Consider the following 15,987-nt stretch of genomic DNA (forward strand, 5'->3'; position numbering starts at 1 on the left):
AGCAAATCGATCGGGAAATGATGCAGATATTGATTTCTCGCTTCGATGACCTGCATCTAGTCCCTGAATATTGAGTTAAATGTGATTTGCAACAGCTCAGCGCAAATCATCGCGGGAAATACTCATATATCACGGGAAATGTGCATAAAACAAAAGAAGTAGCGCATATCCGCTCGGGAAATAGGCATTTCACTTGGGAAATGGTGCATATCCTCATGGGAAATAAGCAAATCGATCGGGAAATGATGCACAACATGGCCGTAAACACATGAACTTTGCATTTGCCCGTGATCAAACGTGAAAACACAATCAGCATCACATCTCACATCAACCAAAACCAAAAGGTCATTTCGTATACGAAATGACCTTTTGGTTTTTCCTCCCCTAAGTCGAATTCTCATCCTCTCGGGGTCGGTTTATATTTTCTCTATTAATAGATTATGCTTCAAGAGCCATTGCTGGTCCGAAGAATTCGTAACGAATATTATTGTCGGAGATTCCCATTTCTTTCAAGATTCTGACGATGCTTTGCATGAACGGTACTGGACCACATACGTAACAAACACTGTTGGAATCTACTACTTTTTCTAAGAATTCGCGATTAATATGACCTATATGATCGCAAAGTGAGTTATCGCTCGGTTTTTCATCGTAGGCAAAATAAGCTTTACCGTTTTCAAGTTTGGTTTCAAGTTCTTTTGCAGCAGATTTGAACGCTTGAATTTTTTCATTTCTAGAAGCATTGATGAACGTTACTTTGCGTTTACTTCCTGCATTTGCTAAAGTTTCAAACATACTGAACATTGGTGTTACACCAACACCACCACTAATTAATGCTACTGGTTCTTCTTCTTGCATATTTAATACGAAATCTCCAGCTGGTGCACTTACTTCGATTTTGTCCCCTTCATTTACATGGTCATGTAAATAATTTGAAACTTTTCCGACTGGTTCTCTTTCAGATTCTCTTTTAACTGAAATTCTGAAGTAGTCATGACCTGGTGCACATGATAGGCTGTATTGACGGTTTAATGTATATTTATCCCCGTCTGCTTTTAATTTTACGGTAATATATTGTCCAGCTAGGTATGTTGGAACTGGAGATCCATCTGCAGGTTTTAAATAGAAAGAAGTGATTACTTCGCTTTCTTTCACTTTTTTTGCCACTACAAATGGTTTGAAATCCAACCATCCACCTTTTTGTGTTTCTGCTTCTTTATACATTCCAGCCTCTACATTAATAAAGGCATCTGCGATAACACCGTAAGCTTCTTCCCAAGCTTTCATAATATCATCAGTAGCAGCCTCACCTAATACTTCTTTAATTGCAATTAATAAGTATTTACCTACAATTGGGTAATGCTCTGGTTTAATTCCTAAACTTCTATGTTTATGAGCAACTTGTATTACAACAGGAACGATTGCATCCAAGTTGTCGATATGCTTAGCAGCAGCATAAACAGCATTTGCAAGTGCTGTTTGTTGACGACCTTGAGATTGGTTCGCATGGTTAAAAATATTTAATAGTTCTGGATGATTTTCAAACATTTTTTTATAGAAATAAGTAGTAATTTCAGTTCCTCTTTCTTCTAACACGGGTGCAGTAGACTTAACGATTTCCATTGTTTTTTCTGATAACATTTAAACCTTCATCCCCTTAAACATGTTTTTAAAATACATCTTTAATTTAGACTAATTCTTTTATAAAAGCAATATTTAAAATACATCTTTAATTTAGACTAATTCTTTTATAAAAGCAATATTTAAAATATATCTTTTATAAAATGTTCACAATTTAAGTATTTCCTAAAAAAGTGTATACTATAAATAAAATATCCTGATTGGTGAGAAGAATGAGATTAACTGCATATACTGATTATTCATTAAGAGTATTAATATATTTAGCCTCTAAAGAAGATCACAGTCTTTCGAATATTAAAGAGATTTCGATCGCTTATGGTATTTCAAAAAATCATTTAATGAAGGTAACCTATGAATTGGGGAAAATGGGCGTAATCGAAACGATTCGTGGCCGAAATGGTGGAATTCGTCTAGCACATGCACCTTCCGAGATCAATATAGGAAAAATTGTTCGGCAAACAGAAGAAGATTTTTTCCTTGTGGATTGTTTTAATCCTGATAGCCCTCGGCCATGTGTTATCTCACCTGTATGTGGATTAACACATGCTTTGAACAAAGCTCTTCTTGCGTATTTGAAAGTCTTGGATGGGTATACGTTAGCGGACCTTGTCCAAAACCCTGCAGCTTATCGCGAGTTTTTCAAAAAGAAATTAGAGAGTGAATGATGATGTACAGAGAAATTTTTTTAAGGAGTGAATTGGAGGGATTTATGAGGTTAATGTGAAATTACGGATGTGAATTTGGGCAACTTTACGGTGCATTGGACCATTTCCCAAGGGGATTTTGTACTTCCCATGGGAATATCCTCACTTATATTTTTGCGATTTCTTTAAAATATAAGTGAGGATATTTACGGCATCCGAAGCAGATCAGTCAGCTGACATCTCTTCTAATCGTTTTTTTAAGACGATTGCTTGATTATGTTCCTCGTCCTTTGCGGCATATAATAATGTAACTGTCGTTTCTTTTTCCCACTGGATGAGTTGGTTGAGCAATTTCCTTTTCTCCGCTAATTGTAGTTCTTGTCTATATTTTTCCTTAAATGCTTCGAATTTTTCCGGCTGATGTCGGAACCATTTTCTTAACTCCGTACTCGGAGCGATTTCTTTCAACCATTCGTCTAATTGCGCTTTTTCTCTTGAAATTCCCCTTGGCCAAATTCGGTCAATTAAGACTCGCTTCCCATCGTCTTCTGACACCTTTTCATATATTCGTTTTATTTTATACATGATATTTTCCCCCTCTCATTGGATACGTCTATACCTTAATAATAGCATATACTATATTCAAATAATGAATACAAATGAAAAAGGGTTATCTCATATGTGTATCGTCATGACCCTTATTTATAAAGCAATAGAAGTTATGGAAAAGTTAGAAATCAAAGATTCTCTCTTTCAAAATACATTTATATGATCATTCAAAAAAGTCATAGCTGTTTACTGATGGAGATATAAAGACGTTAGAAAAATTCATTGAATTAAGCAAAACTACAATCTATATTTTTAGAAAAATAAAAAAATAGATTTATAATTAAAAAAGTGACATGTGGTATAATTAAAGCAATATTGAGAATATAAATACAATTCGAGAAAATGAAGGAGATTTCTTAAACTATGAATGCACAATCTACACTCATAATAGGTATTTTATGTATGATAATACCTATTTTATTATCAATATTTCTCTTTTTTAATAGTGAGTTCCTAATACCAAAAGGGTATGATTTAGCAATTGATGGATATGTAGTATCTAAAACCTTATTACTTATTTGTATATTTCATTTACTTTCAAAATTTGGATATTTCCTTTACAAACATTCAAAACAAGACTAGTCAAATCAGCTAGTCTTGTTTCATTGAAATTACTAAACCATATGGTCTTTCTTCGTATGATTAATTTTAATTTATTTCCATGTTAACGAGTGCAGGACGTTTTGAGTTGATTCCCTTTGTATAGGTGACAAATACTTGTTTATTTTTCCACTTTTGATAGGATTGGGAATCACCATAGGAGACCTCGAGTACGAGTGGATTTCCATTAAAGTCAATTTCAATTGAAGTTGAGTCGACAGCACCAATCATTTTCCCAGATTGTTGGACGGTATGTTTGGCGGGGATGAGTAATTTTTGACCGATGATCACCATTGGACGATTTAAATGATTGATTTCCATCAGTAGGTCTAAGTCTACATTAAAACGATAGGCTAAGGATTTCAAAGTATCGCCTGCCTTAACGGTATAAATAGCTACTGGCTTATCGTCTGTATTTTTCGTTGAATCGTCCAATTGAATCGTTAACTTTTGACCAACAGATAGAAAATCCGATGTTAGATGATTGTCTTGCTTTATTTTTTCTATAGAAGTATGATATTTTTTTGAAATTTTCCATAAAGAATCGCCATTTTTGACGATATAAATAATAGTAGAAGCCATCATTGGCTTTTCGCTTATTTTGTCGCCGGGTTTATCGCTCGGCTCTCTTTTTTCTATTTTTGAATTAACTATAATCTTTTGTCCTATTTGGAGCTTGTCTGTTTGTAATTGATTTAAGCTCATAAGACTTTCGATTGTCACACCATATTTTTGTGCGATTTTCCAAAGGCTATCCCCTGATTGAACAATATGAGTACTCGATTCAGTATTTTTGGCCGGTGCAACGACTTTCGTTTTTTCTAAATGAATTTGTTTATTTATATCATGATCCCTTTGAATAATGAGCCTTTGACCTGGCATAAGATTAGCAGTTGTCAACCGATTATCTGTTAAAATTTTTTCTACAGATACACCAAATTTTTTTGAAAGATTCCAAAGATTATCCCCTGATTGTACGATATAAACTCCCGATTGTTTCGGCTTTTCTCCTGTTACATTTGGATTCGATACTTTGATATTTTGCTCTTTTGCTGTGACACTTTGCTTTTCTATTACTTCTTGACCTTTTCCAATTTGCTTATGAACGAGCTGACCATTTTCCCCTTTGTATGGAACTGTGATTTTTTGCCCAACAACTAGTGAATCAGATGTTAATCCGTTTTTCTCCTTTAATTGTTGTACCGTCACTTCATATTGTTTTGCCAAGGAATAAAGGGAATCACCTGCTTTCACGATATATTCTTGGGCACAATCACATGCCTTTGCTCCTTTTGGCTGCCCTAAAAAGGTTGTAGCTGTTAATGATAAAGCAAGTGTTGCTCCTATTAACTTAGAATTGCGTCTCTGCTCTTTCTCCTTTCTGATCCTCGCCGATTTCTCTTGACGGGTTTCATACATGATTTCCATTACTTTTTATCCCCCTCTTTTCTAAATAATTGTAGGAATCTTAGTCCATTTCTAATCTGTTCTGCTCCCCGTGTTCTTTTTTCTCCTTATAGATTAGTTAAAAAAACATATGTAATTTTAACTAAAATCTGCGTTACATACCTGCCATTAAAAATATTACAACGAAGTAACTAAAACGACAAATTTCTAAAAAACATTACATTATAGTGAAATATAAAACTATTGTCATGGTGAATGGTTCTTTATAACTAATGAATTTCTTATCTAAAAAGACGATTTTAATATAAAAGCAAGCATTTCCGTTCTTTTTTGAATGGCTAAAGGTCTATTTTCACTTATCCATAGTAATATCCTTTCTAAAAAATATAGGAAAAAATCATTAATTTTTAAAAAATTCTTTATAACGAATAAATCTAATGTCAATCCACTCCATTTTACTCCATATGTTATAATTTTTAGTATTTTATAAGATTAAACTGTCTGATAGATAACTTGCGTTAAACAATGATTTAAGAGTACAAAAGTGCAAGTGCCTTGTTCATCGGCGTACGGATTTCGCAAGTTTAGACTGCGGGAAAGGGAACACAGCGAGGCCCTTTTCGAGCCGATGGTGACTTATCGGAGGGAGAAAACGGAGAAATTCGGTAGACGATAGGCGCTGTAGCTAGCTGTGGAAATAATCTTAAAGGATGCCTCAGAACACTTTCTCGTTCTAAGGCATCATTTTTAAAAATTTCTTTATCCAATCGATTAGTCTCCCCAAGTAGAATAATGACAGGGTAAGTATGTTAATCGTCAAGCCATACGCCATCACAGCAGCTGGAAAATCAGGGTGGTTTGCCTGTGAAAAAACGGTCGCAATGACCATACCTGCATCTATAATAGCCATATCTTTGAGTGGATCATACCATTTCTCCACCCCCACATAAGCATAAATGAAAAAGAGTGTAAATATAGTTGCGATTCCCACTAGACTTTCACGTGAATTATCTTGGAACATCCCGTCCTGTATTTCCCAATGTGGAAACCAGAGGGAGATTAGCACGATTTGAAAGAGTACTAGAAGAAGTTTGAAAAATCTTGCTTTTCTCTTTCTGATCTTTTTATTCTTCTGCAATAATTCTGTTTGCTTTTCTGTCATATGAAAATGATCAACCTTCTCTGTCGTCGTACCTGGAACAAAAGGAAGCGAACCTTCATATAATTGTTTTGGCACCTGTTGAATTGCTTCTGGAGTGTTTGCCGTTGCTGTTAAAGCATAATCTGTATGGTATACGGGGACATGATGATGTAGGAATACTCCAATCCAATCATCAACTGTATGACTAGAACTAAGTGTAAAGCTTAATACTTCACTTTTTCCTTCTGAACTTTCACCATACATCAAGACCTTCGCCGTCTTAATCGCCATAAAGGTCACTTTTGTGCGCTCATAACCAATCGAATATTTAGGCTCAAAACGGTAATCTTGACCTATAAGCACATATTCCATTCTTTCATATGGTAAAAATATCTCGACTTCCTCATTCTTTTTTTTATCTTTCATATAGTAATAATATCCTTGGTCACCTAAATCAATTTTAAAAATATAGTCAAGGTATAACCTTAAATTTTTATAAGAAAGGTGACTTAACCAGAGAAATAATCCTGCCATGAAAAACAATACTAGGAATGTAAATCCGGTATGACTCCATTCCCATATGGACCATAGAAAGATGCCTAAACTGATAACGCCAAATAGGATTATGAGAATAACCATGAGACCAATTGCCCATTTAGGTAATTGATTCGTAAATTGGCGATTATTAATCGTCTGCATTTCCAATTTTCATCACTCTCCATTTTCAAGATTAGTAAAATAACAGGCTCTTTGTAACGCCTTTTCAAACTCTTTGATCACTTTTTCCTGTTGTCGAAAATTTTCTGCGAAATCCTTTTCGATCTGTTCCGGTGTTGTATGATTTAGTTTGGCTATTTCAGGAATGTTTTCAATTTCCTCTTTCAACATCTGTTCCATCTCCTCCTTTTGACGAAGAAGAGAATAATATTGCACATGACATGGTGACTGAATTTTGGTTAAATCTTTTGCTCGCACCACGATATGAGTGAAAATCGCCTCAATGCTCATGTCATCGTAAAATAGGTCAATATCTAAATTATAAATCTTTTGGTCTTGCAATCTTTTTACGATTAGATAGGCACGCTCATACTCTTGATCTATCAATTCTTTCTTATGAACAGAAATCAACAAATCGCCTTGTGGTCGAATATCTGAATACCGAGGGATTTCCCCTTTTATATTTTCTTCTACATCTATAAAGACGGAATAATCACTTTTTGGAAAAACTTCCTGGATGTCTTTTTGAATTTCTTTTTCAGCTTCTTTTTGCCAACGAACTGGGACGTAATCATCATAATATCGGTTTCGCTTACCATAAACTGGGTAAATAGAGAATTCGTATTCCTTATTTATTTTTGGGTATGCCCTTGCTTCATATTGGCCTGATTTAAAATTATAGAAAGTGTCTTTTATGATAATCGTCTCTGAATATTTCGCATTTAGATGTTTTTCAAATATTCTGGCGTACTTCTTCTTTCCCCATGAAGTACCATTAAAGCTCACATAAACAAAGATTGCCCCACATCCAAAAAGCATTATAACGGCAATCAAGATCCCCAACCATTTCTTTTTTCTCATCCACGCTCCCCCCTTTTTATCATTTAAAAGTTTACACGAATCAACAGTCTATGTGGAGATTTTTGTAAAAGAAACCATAAATAACAAGTCCGATGAACATCCGAACGTACTAATGAATAGGATTGTATATATCTAAATTTAAAGATGGGCTGATCAAATGGACAAACAATTAAAAGAACTAATGGGTAATTGGATACAGGCGATTGGAACAGTAATCTCTGCTATAGGAAGCACTCCATCCACCATTTTAAGCGAAGATTTTCGAAAAGATTTAGGTTTGGTAGGAAATGTTTTGCAAGGAGCTGGAAATGCCCTTCTTGCAGATGTTGAAAGAGAAATAACCCTCGAAAAGATTGGGAATGAAATTCAAGCGATTGGAAATAGTACTGTTGTTGCAGGGATGATAATCGATTTTGAAGAAGAAACCCAACAGAAATTGATCATAACAGGGAATTGGTTTCAAGCCCTAGGTGGACTTACTTCTATCGGTGATGAACTGCAAGATGAATCAGGGCAACCCCTCAACATTATCGCAAACTTATTGCAATCCATCGGAAACTCCATGCAAGCACTTGGAGGTATTGTCGAACTTCAATATGGAGAGGCAGCTAAAGAAAAAAGCCAAAGATATGAAATTAACGGAAGTTGGATTCAAGCAGTTGGCTCCGTCTTATCTTTGCTCATCCAAATAGAGGAAGAATAATGGTCTACATATTTAAATCATTTTGGGAAAGAATACAGGAAAACATACTTAAGGATGATGACGATGATTTACATTTACAATGATTACGGAGGAACCCATACTACTTCCCTAGCTGCTAGTTATCACCTAAAAAAATTGCCGACAAACCGTAGGCTAACGACAGACGAAATTTTGAATGTTGATTATTTTAATAAATTAGATCAATCCGATAAATGCAAACTTATTTTTCACGGAATCGATGATGAAGGAAATCCTGTTTATACCATCGGCCGTAGATCCTCAAAGCTTGTAATTCCTGCATTAAAAAATCTCAGCTTGCTTTTTCAAGCACGATCTCAAATCAATGAGAAAATCATCTTTTCCAATACCTCCCCTACAGTTCCATTCACAATGACTATGGGAGGATTCTTTTCAAGAGGACTCAAAATGGATACCATTGGTGTCCCCCTTTTAATTACAGGAGCTAAAAAATGCTGTGACACCATTTTTCAGCTTGTTAAATATACTCGAAAAATGGCGGAAGAGACAAATGAAAAAGTACTGGTTCTAGAAAACAAAGAATTTAAACCGTGAGTATACATAAAAGGTGCTTCGATTGCTGATCTCCATTATTGTGAAATCGTCTTAATTACTTGCATTGTCAAATTTCATCATTCACAATATATAGTACATTCTGAAAAAAAGGAGAATTTCCATGGTAAATTTCCAAGAAAATCTTGAAAAATATGCAGATTTAGCTGTAAAAGTCGGTGTGAATATTCAAAAAGGCCAAACACTCGTCATTAACGCCACATTGGATGCGGCGGAATTTGTGCGTTTAGTCGTAAAAAAAGCTTATGAAACTGGAGCAAAACATGTAGAAGTAGATTGGTCTGACGATACCATCTCTAGATTGAAATATACTTTAGCGCCCGATGAAGCCTTTCAAGAGTTCCCAGAGTGGAAAGCGAAAGCAAAAGAAAAGCTTGCCGAACAAGGTGCCGCGTTCATGTCGATCATCTCCTCTAGTCCTGATTTATTAAAAGGGGTAAATCCTGAACGAATTGCTAGTTTCCAAAAAGTTGCTGGAACTGCGCTGTCAAAGTATCGTCAATATGTGCAATCTGATAAAATCAGCTGGACAGTCATCGCAGTCCCTTCACAGAGTTGGGCAGAAAAAGTGTTCCCGAATGAACCGCAAGACAAACAAGTCGAAAAACTTTGGGAAGCGATCTTCAAAGCCGTACGTGTTGATCAAGATGATCCAATTGCCGCATGGGAAAAACATGATGAAACACTACATGAAAAAGCAAACTATTTAAATGAAAAACACTATACAAAACTTCACTATATCGCCCCTGGGACAGATTTAACGATCGAGCTTCCTGAAAAACATGTCTGGATTGGTGCAGGAAGCATCAATGAAAAAGGCGATGAATTCATGGCCAATATGCCGACAGAAGAAGTCTTTTCCGTCCCACTCAAAACAGGAGTAAACGGGTATGTATCTAGCACCAAACCTTTAAGCTATGGAGGAAATATTATTGACGAATTCACCGTTACATTTGAAAAAGGAAGAATTGTGGACGTCAAAGCAAAAAAAGGAGAAGAAGTATTAAAGAAATTAGTAGAAACAGATGAAGGCTCCCATTATTTAGGAGAGATCGCTCTTGTTCCACATAACTCACCGATTTCTCAATCAAATGTACTTTTTTATAACACATTATTCGATGAAAATGCCTCAAATCATCTAGCAATCGGTAGTGCTTATGCATTTTGTATTGAAGGTGGAAAAAAGATGACTCAAGAAGAATTAGAGAAAAACGGACTAAATACAAGTATCACACATGTTGATTTTATGATTGGATCTGCAGAAATGAACATCGATGGCATTACAAGAGATGGAAAAATAGAACCCGTTTTCCGAAATGGTGACTGGGCGTTTTAATTCAATATTCGGGCTATGCGCATTTTTCTTCGGGAAATATGCGCTTGTTTTTTATCGAGGTTGCGCAAATATTCGCAGGAAATACATAGATCGTTTTTTCTGTAATTGGACCTGCATCGGTATGTGGATATTCCAAAGTATGGCGCATATCTTCGCGGGAAATATCCATATATCTTAGGAAATACACATTTCCCCTCTTTTCTAGTGCAAATATTGTAAAAAGGAGCGCATTTTTCTTCGGGAAATATGCATATCGATTTCAGGAAATGAGCATGATAAAAATTTAAGTCCCTAGCCTCCTTAAACCCAAACATAACAATAGGGCCGTTATCTTTTTTGTAACAGCCCTCTAAAAACTAAAACGATTTAGACGATCGTAATATTCAATGATAAACTCGTAAAATAACTTCTCTGACGGGGGCAATTCTCTTTCTTTTGTTTTGATTGCTCCCACTGTTCTAAATATATTGGGCTCACTTATTGGGATACTGACTGTCCCAGGAGGTGTATGGTCTGTCAAGGTTGTTTCTGGTAATAGGCTAATCCCGAGGCCGGCCTCAACTAACCCTTTTATTGTGTATATTTCTTCACTTTCGAAGGCGACATTCGGTGAAAATCCAACTTGATAGCACGCATCCATCACAAGATTTCTCATATCAAAACCAGATCGAAATAAAACAAATGCATCATCTTTTAACTCTCTCAACTTGATATACTCTCTTTTGGCTAAAGCATGTTGTTCGGGGATTAACACTCGCATATTTTCATTGAAAAAAATATGACTGTGAATCTCTTCACTTGTTGGGGGGACTGGGGAAACAAAGGACAAGTCAATTTCCCCCTTTTCAATTAATTCTCGTAATTCTTTATTAGAACCTTGCCAGAAATTAAATCCAATATCAGGATACTGTTCACGAAAAGCGGAAATCACCATCGGCAATGTTCGTGTGGCCAAAGAATTCGGGAATCCGATCCGAATGGAACCTTTTTCGGGATTTAAATATTCTTCAACAGCTGATACCGCTTTTTCTAATTCCACCATCGCAATTTCCACTCGTTCTAAAAAGACCTTTCCGACTTCAGTCAATTTTACATTGCGGCCCTCCCGCATAAATAACTCGACTCCAAGTTCATCTTCTAATTTAGAAATTTGTCTACTCACAGCGGATTGGGCAACATGTAACTGAATAGAAGCCTCTGTCATATGTTCCTGCTTTGCGACTTCTATAAAATATTTAATCTGTCTTAATTCCACTACCCTGCCCTCCTTCAATATTGTCCTAGCTAGGCGAAGCTATAGAACTTGGCGCTCCGAGCGTAGCAAGTTCAACTAACATTCAATAGGGGAACTGAATGAAGTTTCATTATAATTGATAGCAAAATGATATCAATATGCTAAATACTATACACTATTTAGCATCAATAAGAAAGTGGGCAACCCTTCAGCTTGTCAAAGCCATGACAAAAAGCAATAAACTATAAATTAAAAAGTTTATTGCTCCTTTATTAGTACATGAAACTATTCATAAAATTTTATCCGTATATGGATCCATTTCCTCTATCATCTTGTTGCAGTCAGGTATACCTTTTTACATCTTGGCTCTTTTCGTTGTTTTTGAGGTAGAAAAAATGTTGTAATAGCAGCAATCGGTAAATCACCAATTGCCTCTAATCCCACATCGAACTTCTCACCTCGATTAGCAACAAAGAGTCGAAAATACATCCTTTGTTCTAATAGTAACAAAGTTTTCCGAAAACAGCCTACTCTTTAAACTATCCATGTATCGGCCCCACCTACGCCAAATACTTTGATGACCACACATGCCATCCATCCCAACTTCATTATAGGGAAAGCGCTTACATTTTTCAAGGAATATGATTTCACAAGTTTCGACAAAAACTTCTTCATCCAATGATAGAGGTCGTTTCCTAAAATAACTAAGACACCTTCATGACTATATGCACATGATGTAATAAAGGTGTTAACAAATAAATCGTTTAGAATAGCTTCTGAATGAGTGACAATTACTTCTGTAAATCGTATGAAATACTATTTTATGCCGGTTGAATATTATTCATGATTGATTAATATGAATGTATGAAAACCTTTGATTTCATAGAAGTTTAAGGAAGAAGGTTTCGGTTTGTTGTAAAATGAAATGCATAATAGAAAAAATAAAAAAAGGCCTGTAGATACGATATACTTAAAAGTGACTAAACAAGTAAGTCAGGAGTATCTACAAGACCATGAACAATCATTTCACAACCAAGAGAACCTTTAAACATTTAAGTGATATTCAAAGAGGCGGACTAGAGGAAATGGCGAAAAATGGACATCTAACACAAGCACAAATGGCAGAAAAGCTACAGGTAAGCCAGTCCGCAATTTCACGGGAATTAAAACGTGGTAGAACATGTCAAATGAAGACAAATCGGACTTATTATGATTGTTACCTTGCAGATGCTGGTGCGCGAGTATATAGGGAAAACAGAAGCTTATCACATGCAAGGGACTTCCATAAATACTCCGAAAATTTAATTTAGGCTTCAAAAAATATTAACTATTTTGTGTCCGAAATATTGACGTAGGTCCAAGTTTAGTGAATTTAAGGAGAGGAATTAGTTTGAATTCTTTAGTTATATTTATTTTAATTCTTGTTGCCCTTAATATATTAGTGTTCTTTATGGCAAAGAAAACTTGGTTAATATGGAGAATGGCTGGGCTGATTTTCATTTTTTGCTCACCATTTGTTTTTTTCATTACAATGAATGTTATTGGTAAAAAAGTAGGGGATGGAATTGCTGGTGGAGCAGCAGGGTTCATCTTTGGTACGCTTTTAGTAATAAATGCGTTTGTTTTTTTTATCGTAGCAGTTTTTGCAAGCAAAAAGGAGAGTAAAGAAATTTAAAAGATAATTTTTATCTAACTAAAATTGGAAAACTCAATAAATACCTTTTATTTTGGAATCGCTCCCTTTTTTGAATAGCGTACCATCACGTAAAAAAGAAACCTTAATAACATAATGCCATTCAAGGTTTTTATCATTCACTCAACAGTACTATTTATCTTTTCTGCCCACAATTCTATTATTTTCTTTAACTCATTTGTTTCAATTACACATTCATCTTCTTCCTCACTATAGTTATCAAGAATTTTCGTTGTATCTTGATTAATCTCCAATGTACAATTATTACCTGTACATTCCTCATAATTTGACTCGCCTCTTATAACTTTGTTTATTAATTTTAACCATGGTTGACTATTGCTTTGAACATCGCCCATTAGAAGTATTGCTACTGCGGAAATAGCATCTGGAACCTCCACCTCAATACCTCTTTCGTTTTCCCTAAACTTGATTTCATATTTCATATTTGTACACTTCCTTAATATATTGGGTAAGCCGTTTTAATTTTTCCTTCAGGGTCTAACCTCATTTGGATTTTCATACCATTAGGTAAAATACCTTCATATAAATTATCCTTATTGACTATCTTTATGTATCGGTATCGTTACCACCTTTAGCATTACGAGCTTTGTCATTGTCTTTAGTTTGTGGGTTTTGCAGTATCATAAGTCTTCCTGCCACTTAAAATGTCATCTCGACTGTTTATCGTACTTCTCACAAAATCCAAATATATAAATCAATACTCCATGATGGTACTACCTTCATGAGTTATGATAAGCATTTTTTTGTTTATCTAAAAGAATAATATTTCTCACCAAAAAGCACTTGTTGCTTATTAAATAATCAAGTGCTTTATAATTAGCTGTATAATGTTCTTCATTGTTAATACTTCTTTTTATTCTTCAGTGTACCCATATAAATTATCTAAGAATTCATCAATACTGTTTGCTAAAAAATACATGTTACTCAGATCATCAGGGTCTTCCGGTTCTTGTTCATGATCCCAAAAATAAATCTTGTCGTAATAAGGTTCCTTTGTCCCTAAACATATAACATTTCCTGAAGGGCCATCTCCTATTGGAATAAATCCTACTGGTAACCTCTCATCCATTATCTCAATAAAATCTGTCAAATTATCATACATATCGCCAATACCATAAAAAACATTCAAAACACTTGGTCCTTGCTCATTAGATATCATAAATAAATTAGGTATCACTTTTCCCCCATTCCATTTTAATAAAAAATTAACATATTTTTCAGTTAGTTTAATGTTACTTTCATTTTCAAATATTTCTATTTGTTCTAACGAAAGATTATCATGTGAACCATAAATTTTCGCCATATATATCCTCCTAACTAATTTCCATTAACGATACTTACTCCACCTGCATGAGTAAATTCTCTATGAACCTTTTTATCAACAAGAATCATTGTTTTTCCATCTTGATGATGATGCCAAGTATAACCTTCAGGAGCTTCATTTAAAGAAGCAACTGGTGGGTCAGAATCTTTGTTCAATCCCGCCTTTTTATTTGCGTTTTTATTATCCAATGGACAATTGGTTGGACTTGCAATTTCAATTTCTACCGACTTAACAGTTGGATGTGCATATTCAGTGAAGTCTGGATAACCATTAGGATACCTTACAGTCTTCCCCTTCTTATTTGTATATACCCAAGTACTATCTTCATCAATTTTCACTGTACCACCTTTCTTTGTCCATTTATCCGGTGCAGGAGAATATGATGGTTTAGTGGCAAGTTGTTCTTCTGTAAATTGGACTTTTAGATTACTTTTATCCGTACCCTTCACGTACTTGTCCTTCTTTTGAAACTCGTACATAACCCACTACTTTCTCTTCCATATTGAGTCCTCTCCCGTTACAGTAATTACAATCCCTGTAACGTCTACCCGTTTTTTGCGGATAACATGTGCATAACGTCCATCCGTTAAAACGTACTTTACGATGACTTCAAAACATAACACAACCCTTTATTTTTTCCTCTACTATCGTCGTATACTGTACATAGCCACTACAGTCTATAAAACAACAATAAAAATTTAACACTTAATGCACTTATAAAATTATAGTGCTCTTTTAAATTTCTACGCTAAAACGCAAAAAAGCACTTGTTTCCTTTAATTGACAATCAAGTGCTTTAAGTTCATATGTTTTTAAGTAGCGGAAATTTATAAGTTTTGTAGTAACAGTATGACACCCTTTACATGTCATGATAACTACTACGTTAAAACTTACGAGTTTATACGAGTTCGTTAATTTAATATACAATCCATGTGTTTATATTCGCCACCAAGTAAAATGTCATCTCACCTAAGCTCGTACTTCGTTTTCTATTCTATCATTGCACACAGTACTCCATGATGGTACAACCATCATGAAGTATGTATTTTCAAACACCCTATTATTTTTTCTATCCACTTCACATGTACTTTATTTTCCATTCGTATATGTGCTAATGTATATTTAAACTTTAACACCACGAGCTTTTTCATTTTCTTGTATAAAGTATACATCGAGTAGTAAGTGTAGTTGCAATACTTATAAAGTCATTGTAACCAATCCCGTGCGCTTTTCTTTTTACTATAAGCTTTTAATTTCAACATAAAATTATAAAAACCTTGAGAGGCATATAGCCCATCAAGGTTTCAAATTAATATAAGATTAACGCTCTTCACTATTCAACGGTTTATTCAAGTTTCAATCTAGAGATTACTATTGTAAGTAACTAGTAGAAGTAATATAATCAAAATCCTCAAAAGAATTAACTAGGTTCTCGTACTCAAAATTGTAAATTAAAATAACAGCG

The 15,987-nt window shown here is 34.8% G+C and carries 15 protein-coding genes and 1 pseudogene; 6 read left to right on the forward strand and 10 right to left on the reverse strand.

The window, feature by feature from the left end; genetic code table 11:
- Nucleotides 1-438 precede the first annotated feature (438 nt).
- Entirely contained in the window at nucleotides 439-1,641 is a 1,203-nt protein-coding gene (hmpA, locus tag J2S13_RS14590) for an NO-inducible flavohemoprotein (protein ID WP_307258565.1), read from the reverse strand.
- A 212-nt stretch (nucleotides 1,642-1,853) separates the two neighbouring features.
- Here hmpA and J2S13_RS14595 point away from each other — a divergent pair, with 212 nt between their 5' ends.
- Nucleotides 1,854-2,306, forward strand: a complete 453-nt coding sequence (locus tag J2S13_RS14595; protein ID WP_307258566.1) for an Rrf2 family transcriptional regulator — start codon at nucleotides 1,854-1,856, stop codon at nucleotides 2,304-2,306.
- Between the two features lie 204 nt (nucleotides 2,307-2,510).
- Here the strand turns inward: J2S13_RS14595 and J2S13_RS14600 are convergent, their stop codons facing one another.
- From J2S13_RS14600 to J2S13_RS14615, 4 genes are all read right to left on the reverse strand, one after another.
- The gene (locus J2S13_RS14600) at nucleotides 2,511-2,870 is read right to left on the reverse strand and encodes a DUF488 domain-containing protein (protein WP_307258567.1); all 360 of its coding nucleotides are present in this window, start codon (nucleotides 2,868-2,870) and stop codon (nucleotides 2,511-2,513) included.
- Nucleotides 2,871-3,542: 672 nt separating this feature from the next.
- The gene (locus J2S13_RS14605; RefSeq protein WP_307258568.1) at nucleotides 3,543-4,922 is read right to left on the reverse strand and encodes a LysM peptidoglycan-binding domain-containing protein; all 1,380 of its coding nucleotides are present in this window, start codon (nucleotides 4,920-4,922) and stop codon (nucleotides 3,543-3,545) included.
- Between the two features lie 712 nt (nucleotides 4,923-5,634).
- Nucleotides 5,635-6,747: a hypothetical protein gene (locus J2S13_RS14610; RefSeq protein ID WP_307258569.1), complete on the reverse strand. Its 1,113-nt coding sequence runs from the start codon at nucleotides 6,745-6,747 to the stop codon at nucleotides 5,635-5,637.
- A 6-nt stretch (nucleotides 6,748-6,753) separates the two neighbouring features.
- Nucleotides 6,754-7,620, reverse strand: a complete 867-nt coding sequence (locus tag J2S13_RS14615; RefSeq protein WP_307258570.1) for a YfjL-like protein — start codon at nucleotides 7,618-7,620, stop codon at nucleotides 6,754-6,756.
- A 157-nt stretch (nucleotides 7,621-7,777) separates the two neighbouring features.
- Between J2S13_RS14615 and J2S13_RS14620 the strand changes: the two genes are divergently transcribed.
- The 3 genes from J2S13_RS14620 to J2S13_RS14630 all read left to right on the forward strand — a co-directional run bounded on the left by J2S13_RS14620 (nucleotide 7,778) and on the right by J2S13_RS14630 (nucleotide 10,250).
- Nucleotides 7,778-8,323, forward strand: a complete 546-nt coding sequence (locus J2S13_RS14620) for a DUF6944 family repetitive protein (RefSeq protein WP_307258572.1) — start codon at nucleotides 7,778-7,780, stop codon at nucleotides 8,321-8,323.
- Nucleotides 8,324-8,386: 63 nt separating this feature from the next.
- Nucleotides 8,387-8,896, forward strand: coding sequence for a DUF3189 family protein (locus tag J2S13_RS14625; protein ID WP_307258574.1), 510 nt, complete (start codon nucleotides 8,387-8,389; stop codon nucleotides 8,894-8,896).
- A gap of 121 nt (nucleotides 8,897-9,017) precedes the next feature.
- Nucleotides 9,018-10,250: an aminopeptidase gene (locus J2S13_RS14630; protein WP_307258576.1), complete on the forward strand. Its 1,233-nt coding sequence runs from the start codon at nucleotides 9,018-9,020 to the stop codon at nucleotides 10,248-10,250.
- Nucleotides 10,251-10,599: 349 nt separating this feature from the next.
- On the opposite strand, the gene gltC is transcribed toward J2S13_RS14630, so the two are convergent.
- The gene (gene gltC, locus J2S13_RS14635; RefSeq protein ID WP_307258578.1) at nucleotides 10,600-11,505 is read right to left on the reverse strand and encodes a glutamate biosynthesis transcriptional regulator GltC; all 906 of its coding nucleotides are present in this window, start codon (nucleotides 11,503-11,505) and stop codon (nucleotides 10,600-10,602) included.
- 992 nt (nucleotides 11,506-12,497) lie between these two features.
- Between gltC and J2S13_RS14640 the strand changes: the two genes are divergently transcribed.
- Together J2S13_RS14640 and J2S13_RS14645 are read left to right on the forward strand one after the other, a co-directional pair.
- Complete coding sequence (locus J2S13_RS14640; RefSeq protein ID WP_307258579.1) at nucleotides 12,498-12,794, forward strand: helix-turn-helix domain-containing protein; 297 nt, start codon at nucleotides 12,498-12,500, stop codon at nucleotides 12,792-12,794.
- A gap of 80 nt (nucleotides 12,795-12,874) precedes the next feature.
- Nucleotides 12,875-13,159: a hypothetical protein gene (locus J2S13_RS14645; protein ID WP_307258580.1), complete on the forward strand. Its 285-nt coding sequence runs from the start codon at nucleotides 12,875-12,877 to the stop codon at nucleotides 13,157-13,159.
- 137 nt (nucleotides 13,160-13,296) lie between these two features.
- On the opposite strand, the gene J2S13_RS14650 is transcribed toward J2S13_RS14645, so the two are convergent.
- The 4 genes and pseudogenes from J2S13_RS14650 to J2S13_RS16990 all read right to left on the reverse strand — a co-directional run.
- Entirely contained in the window at nucleotides 13,297-13,620 is a 324-nt protein-coding gene (locus tag J2S13_RS14650; protein WP_307258581.1) for a hypothetical protein, read from the reverse strand.
- 431 nt (nucleotides 13,621-14,051) lie between these two features.
- Entirely contained in the window at nucleotides 14,052-14,501 is a 450-nt protein-coding gene (locus J2S13_RS14655; protein WP_307258582.1) for an SMI1/KNR4 family protein, read from the reverse strand.
- A gap of 14 nt (nucleotides 14,502-14,515) precedes the next feature.
- Nucleotides 14,516-14,971, reverse strand: coding sequence for an HNH endonuclease (locus tag J2S13_RS14660; protein WP_307258583.1), 456 nt, complete (start codon nucleotides 14,969-14,971; stop codon nucleotides 14,516-14,518).
- Nucleotides 14,961-15,023 (reverse strand): annotated as a pseudogene (locus J2S13_RS16990) (recombinase family protein); the annotation flags it as partial. The gene J2S13_RS14660 and the pseudogene J2S13_RS16990, both read right to left, overlap by 11 nt.
- Between the last annotated feature and the right edge of the window lie 964 nt (nucleotides 15,024-15,987).

The organism is Oikeobacillus pervagus, from assembly GCF_030813365.1.
Taxonomy (GTDB): Bacteria; Bacillota; Bacilli; order Bacillales; family DSM-23947; genus Oikeobacillus; species Oikeobacillus pervagus.

What these genes read in the sequence shown, in the direction of transcription:
- J2S13_RS14600 (WP_307258567.1), bottom strand. Translation starts at nt 2,870, where the DNA reads ATGTATAAAATAAAACGAATATATGAAAAGGTGTCAGAAGACGATGGG.
- J2S13_RS14630 (WP_307258576.1), top strand. Translation starts at nt 9,018, where the DNA reads ATGGTAAATTTCCAAGAAAATCTTGAAAAATATGCAGATTTAGCTGTA.
- J2S13_RS14640 (WP_307258579.1), top strand. Translation starts at nt 12,498, where the DNA reads ATGAACAATCATTTCACAACCAAGAGAACCTTTAAACATTTAAGTGAT.
- hmpA (WP_307258565.1), bottom strand. Translation starts at nt 1,641, where the DNA reads ATGTTATCAGAAAAAACAATGGAAATCGTTAAGTCTACTGCACCCGTG.
- J2S13_RS14605 (WP_307258568.1), bottom strand. Translation starts at nt 4,922, where the DNA reads ATGGAAATCATGTATGAAACCCGTCAAGAGAAATCGGCGAGGATCAGA.
- J2S13_RS14620 (WP_307258572.1), top strand. Translation starts at nt 7,778, where the DNA reads ATGGACAAACAATTAAAAGAACTAATGGGTAATTGGATACAGGCGATT.
- J2S13_RS14655 (WP_307258582.1), bottom strand. Translation starts at nt 14,501, where the DNA reads ATGGCGAAAATTTATGGTTCACATGATAATCTTTCGTTAGAACAAATA.
- J2S13_RS14615 (WP_307258570.1), bottom strand. Translation starts at nt 7,620, where the DNA reads ATGAGAAAAAAGAAATGGTTGGGGATCTTGATTGCCGTTATAATGCTT.
- J2S13_RS14625 (WP_307258574.1), top strand. Translation starts at nt 8,387, where the DNA reads ATGATTTACATTTACAATGATTACGGAGGAACCCATACTACTTCCCTA.
- J2S13_RS14650 (WP_307258581.1), bottom strand. Translation starts at nt 13,620, where the DNA reads ATGAAATATGAAATCAAGTTTAGGGAAAACGAAAGAGGTATTGAGGTG.
- J2S13_RS14595 (WP_307258566.1), top strand. Translation starts at nt 1,854, where the DNA reads ATGAGATTAACTGCATATACTGATTATTCATTAAGAGTATTAATATAT.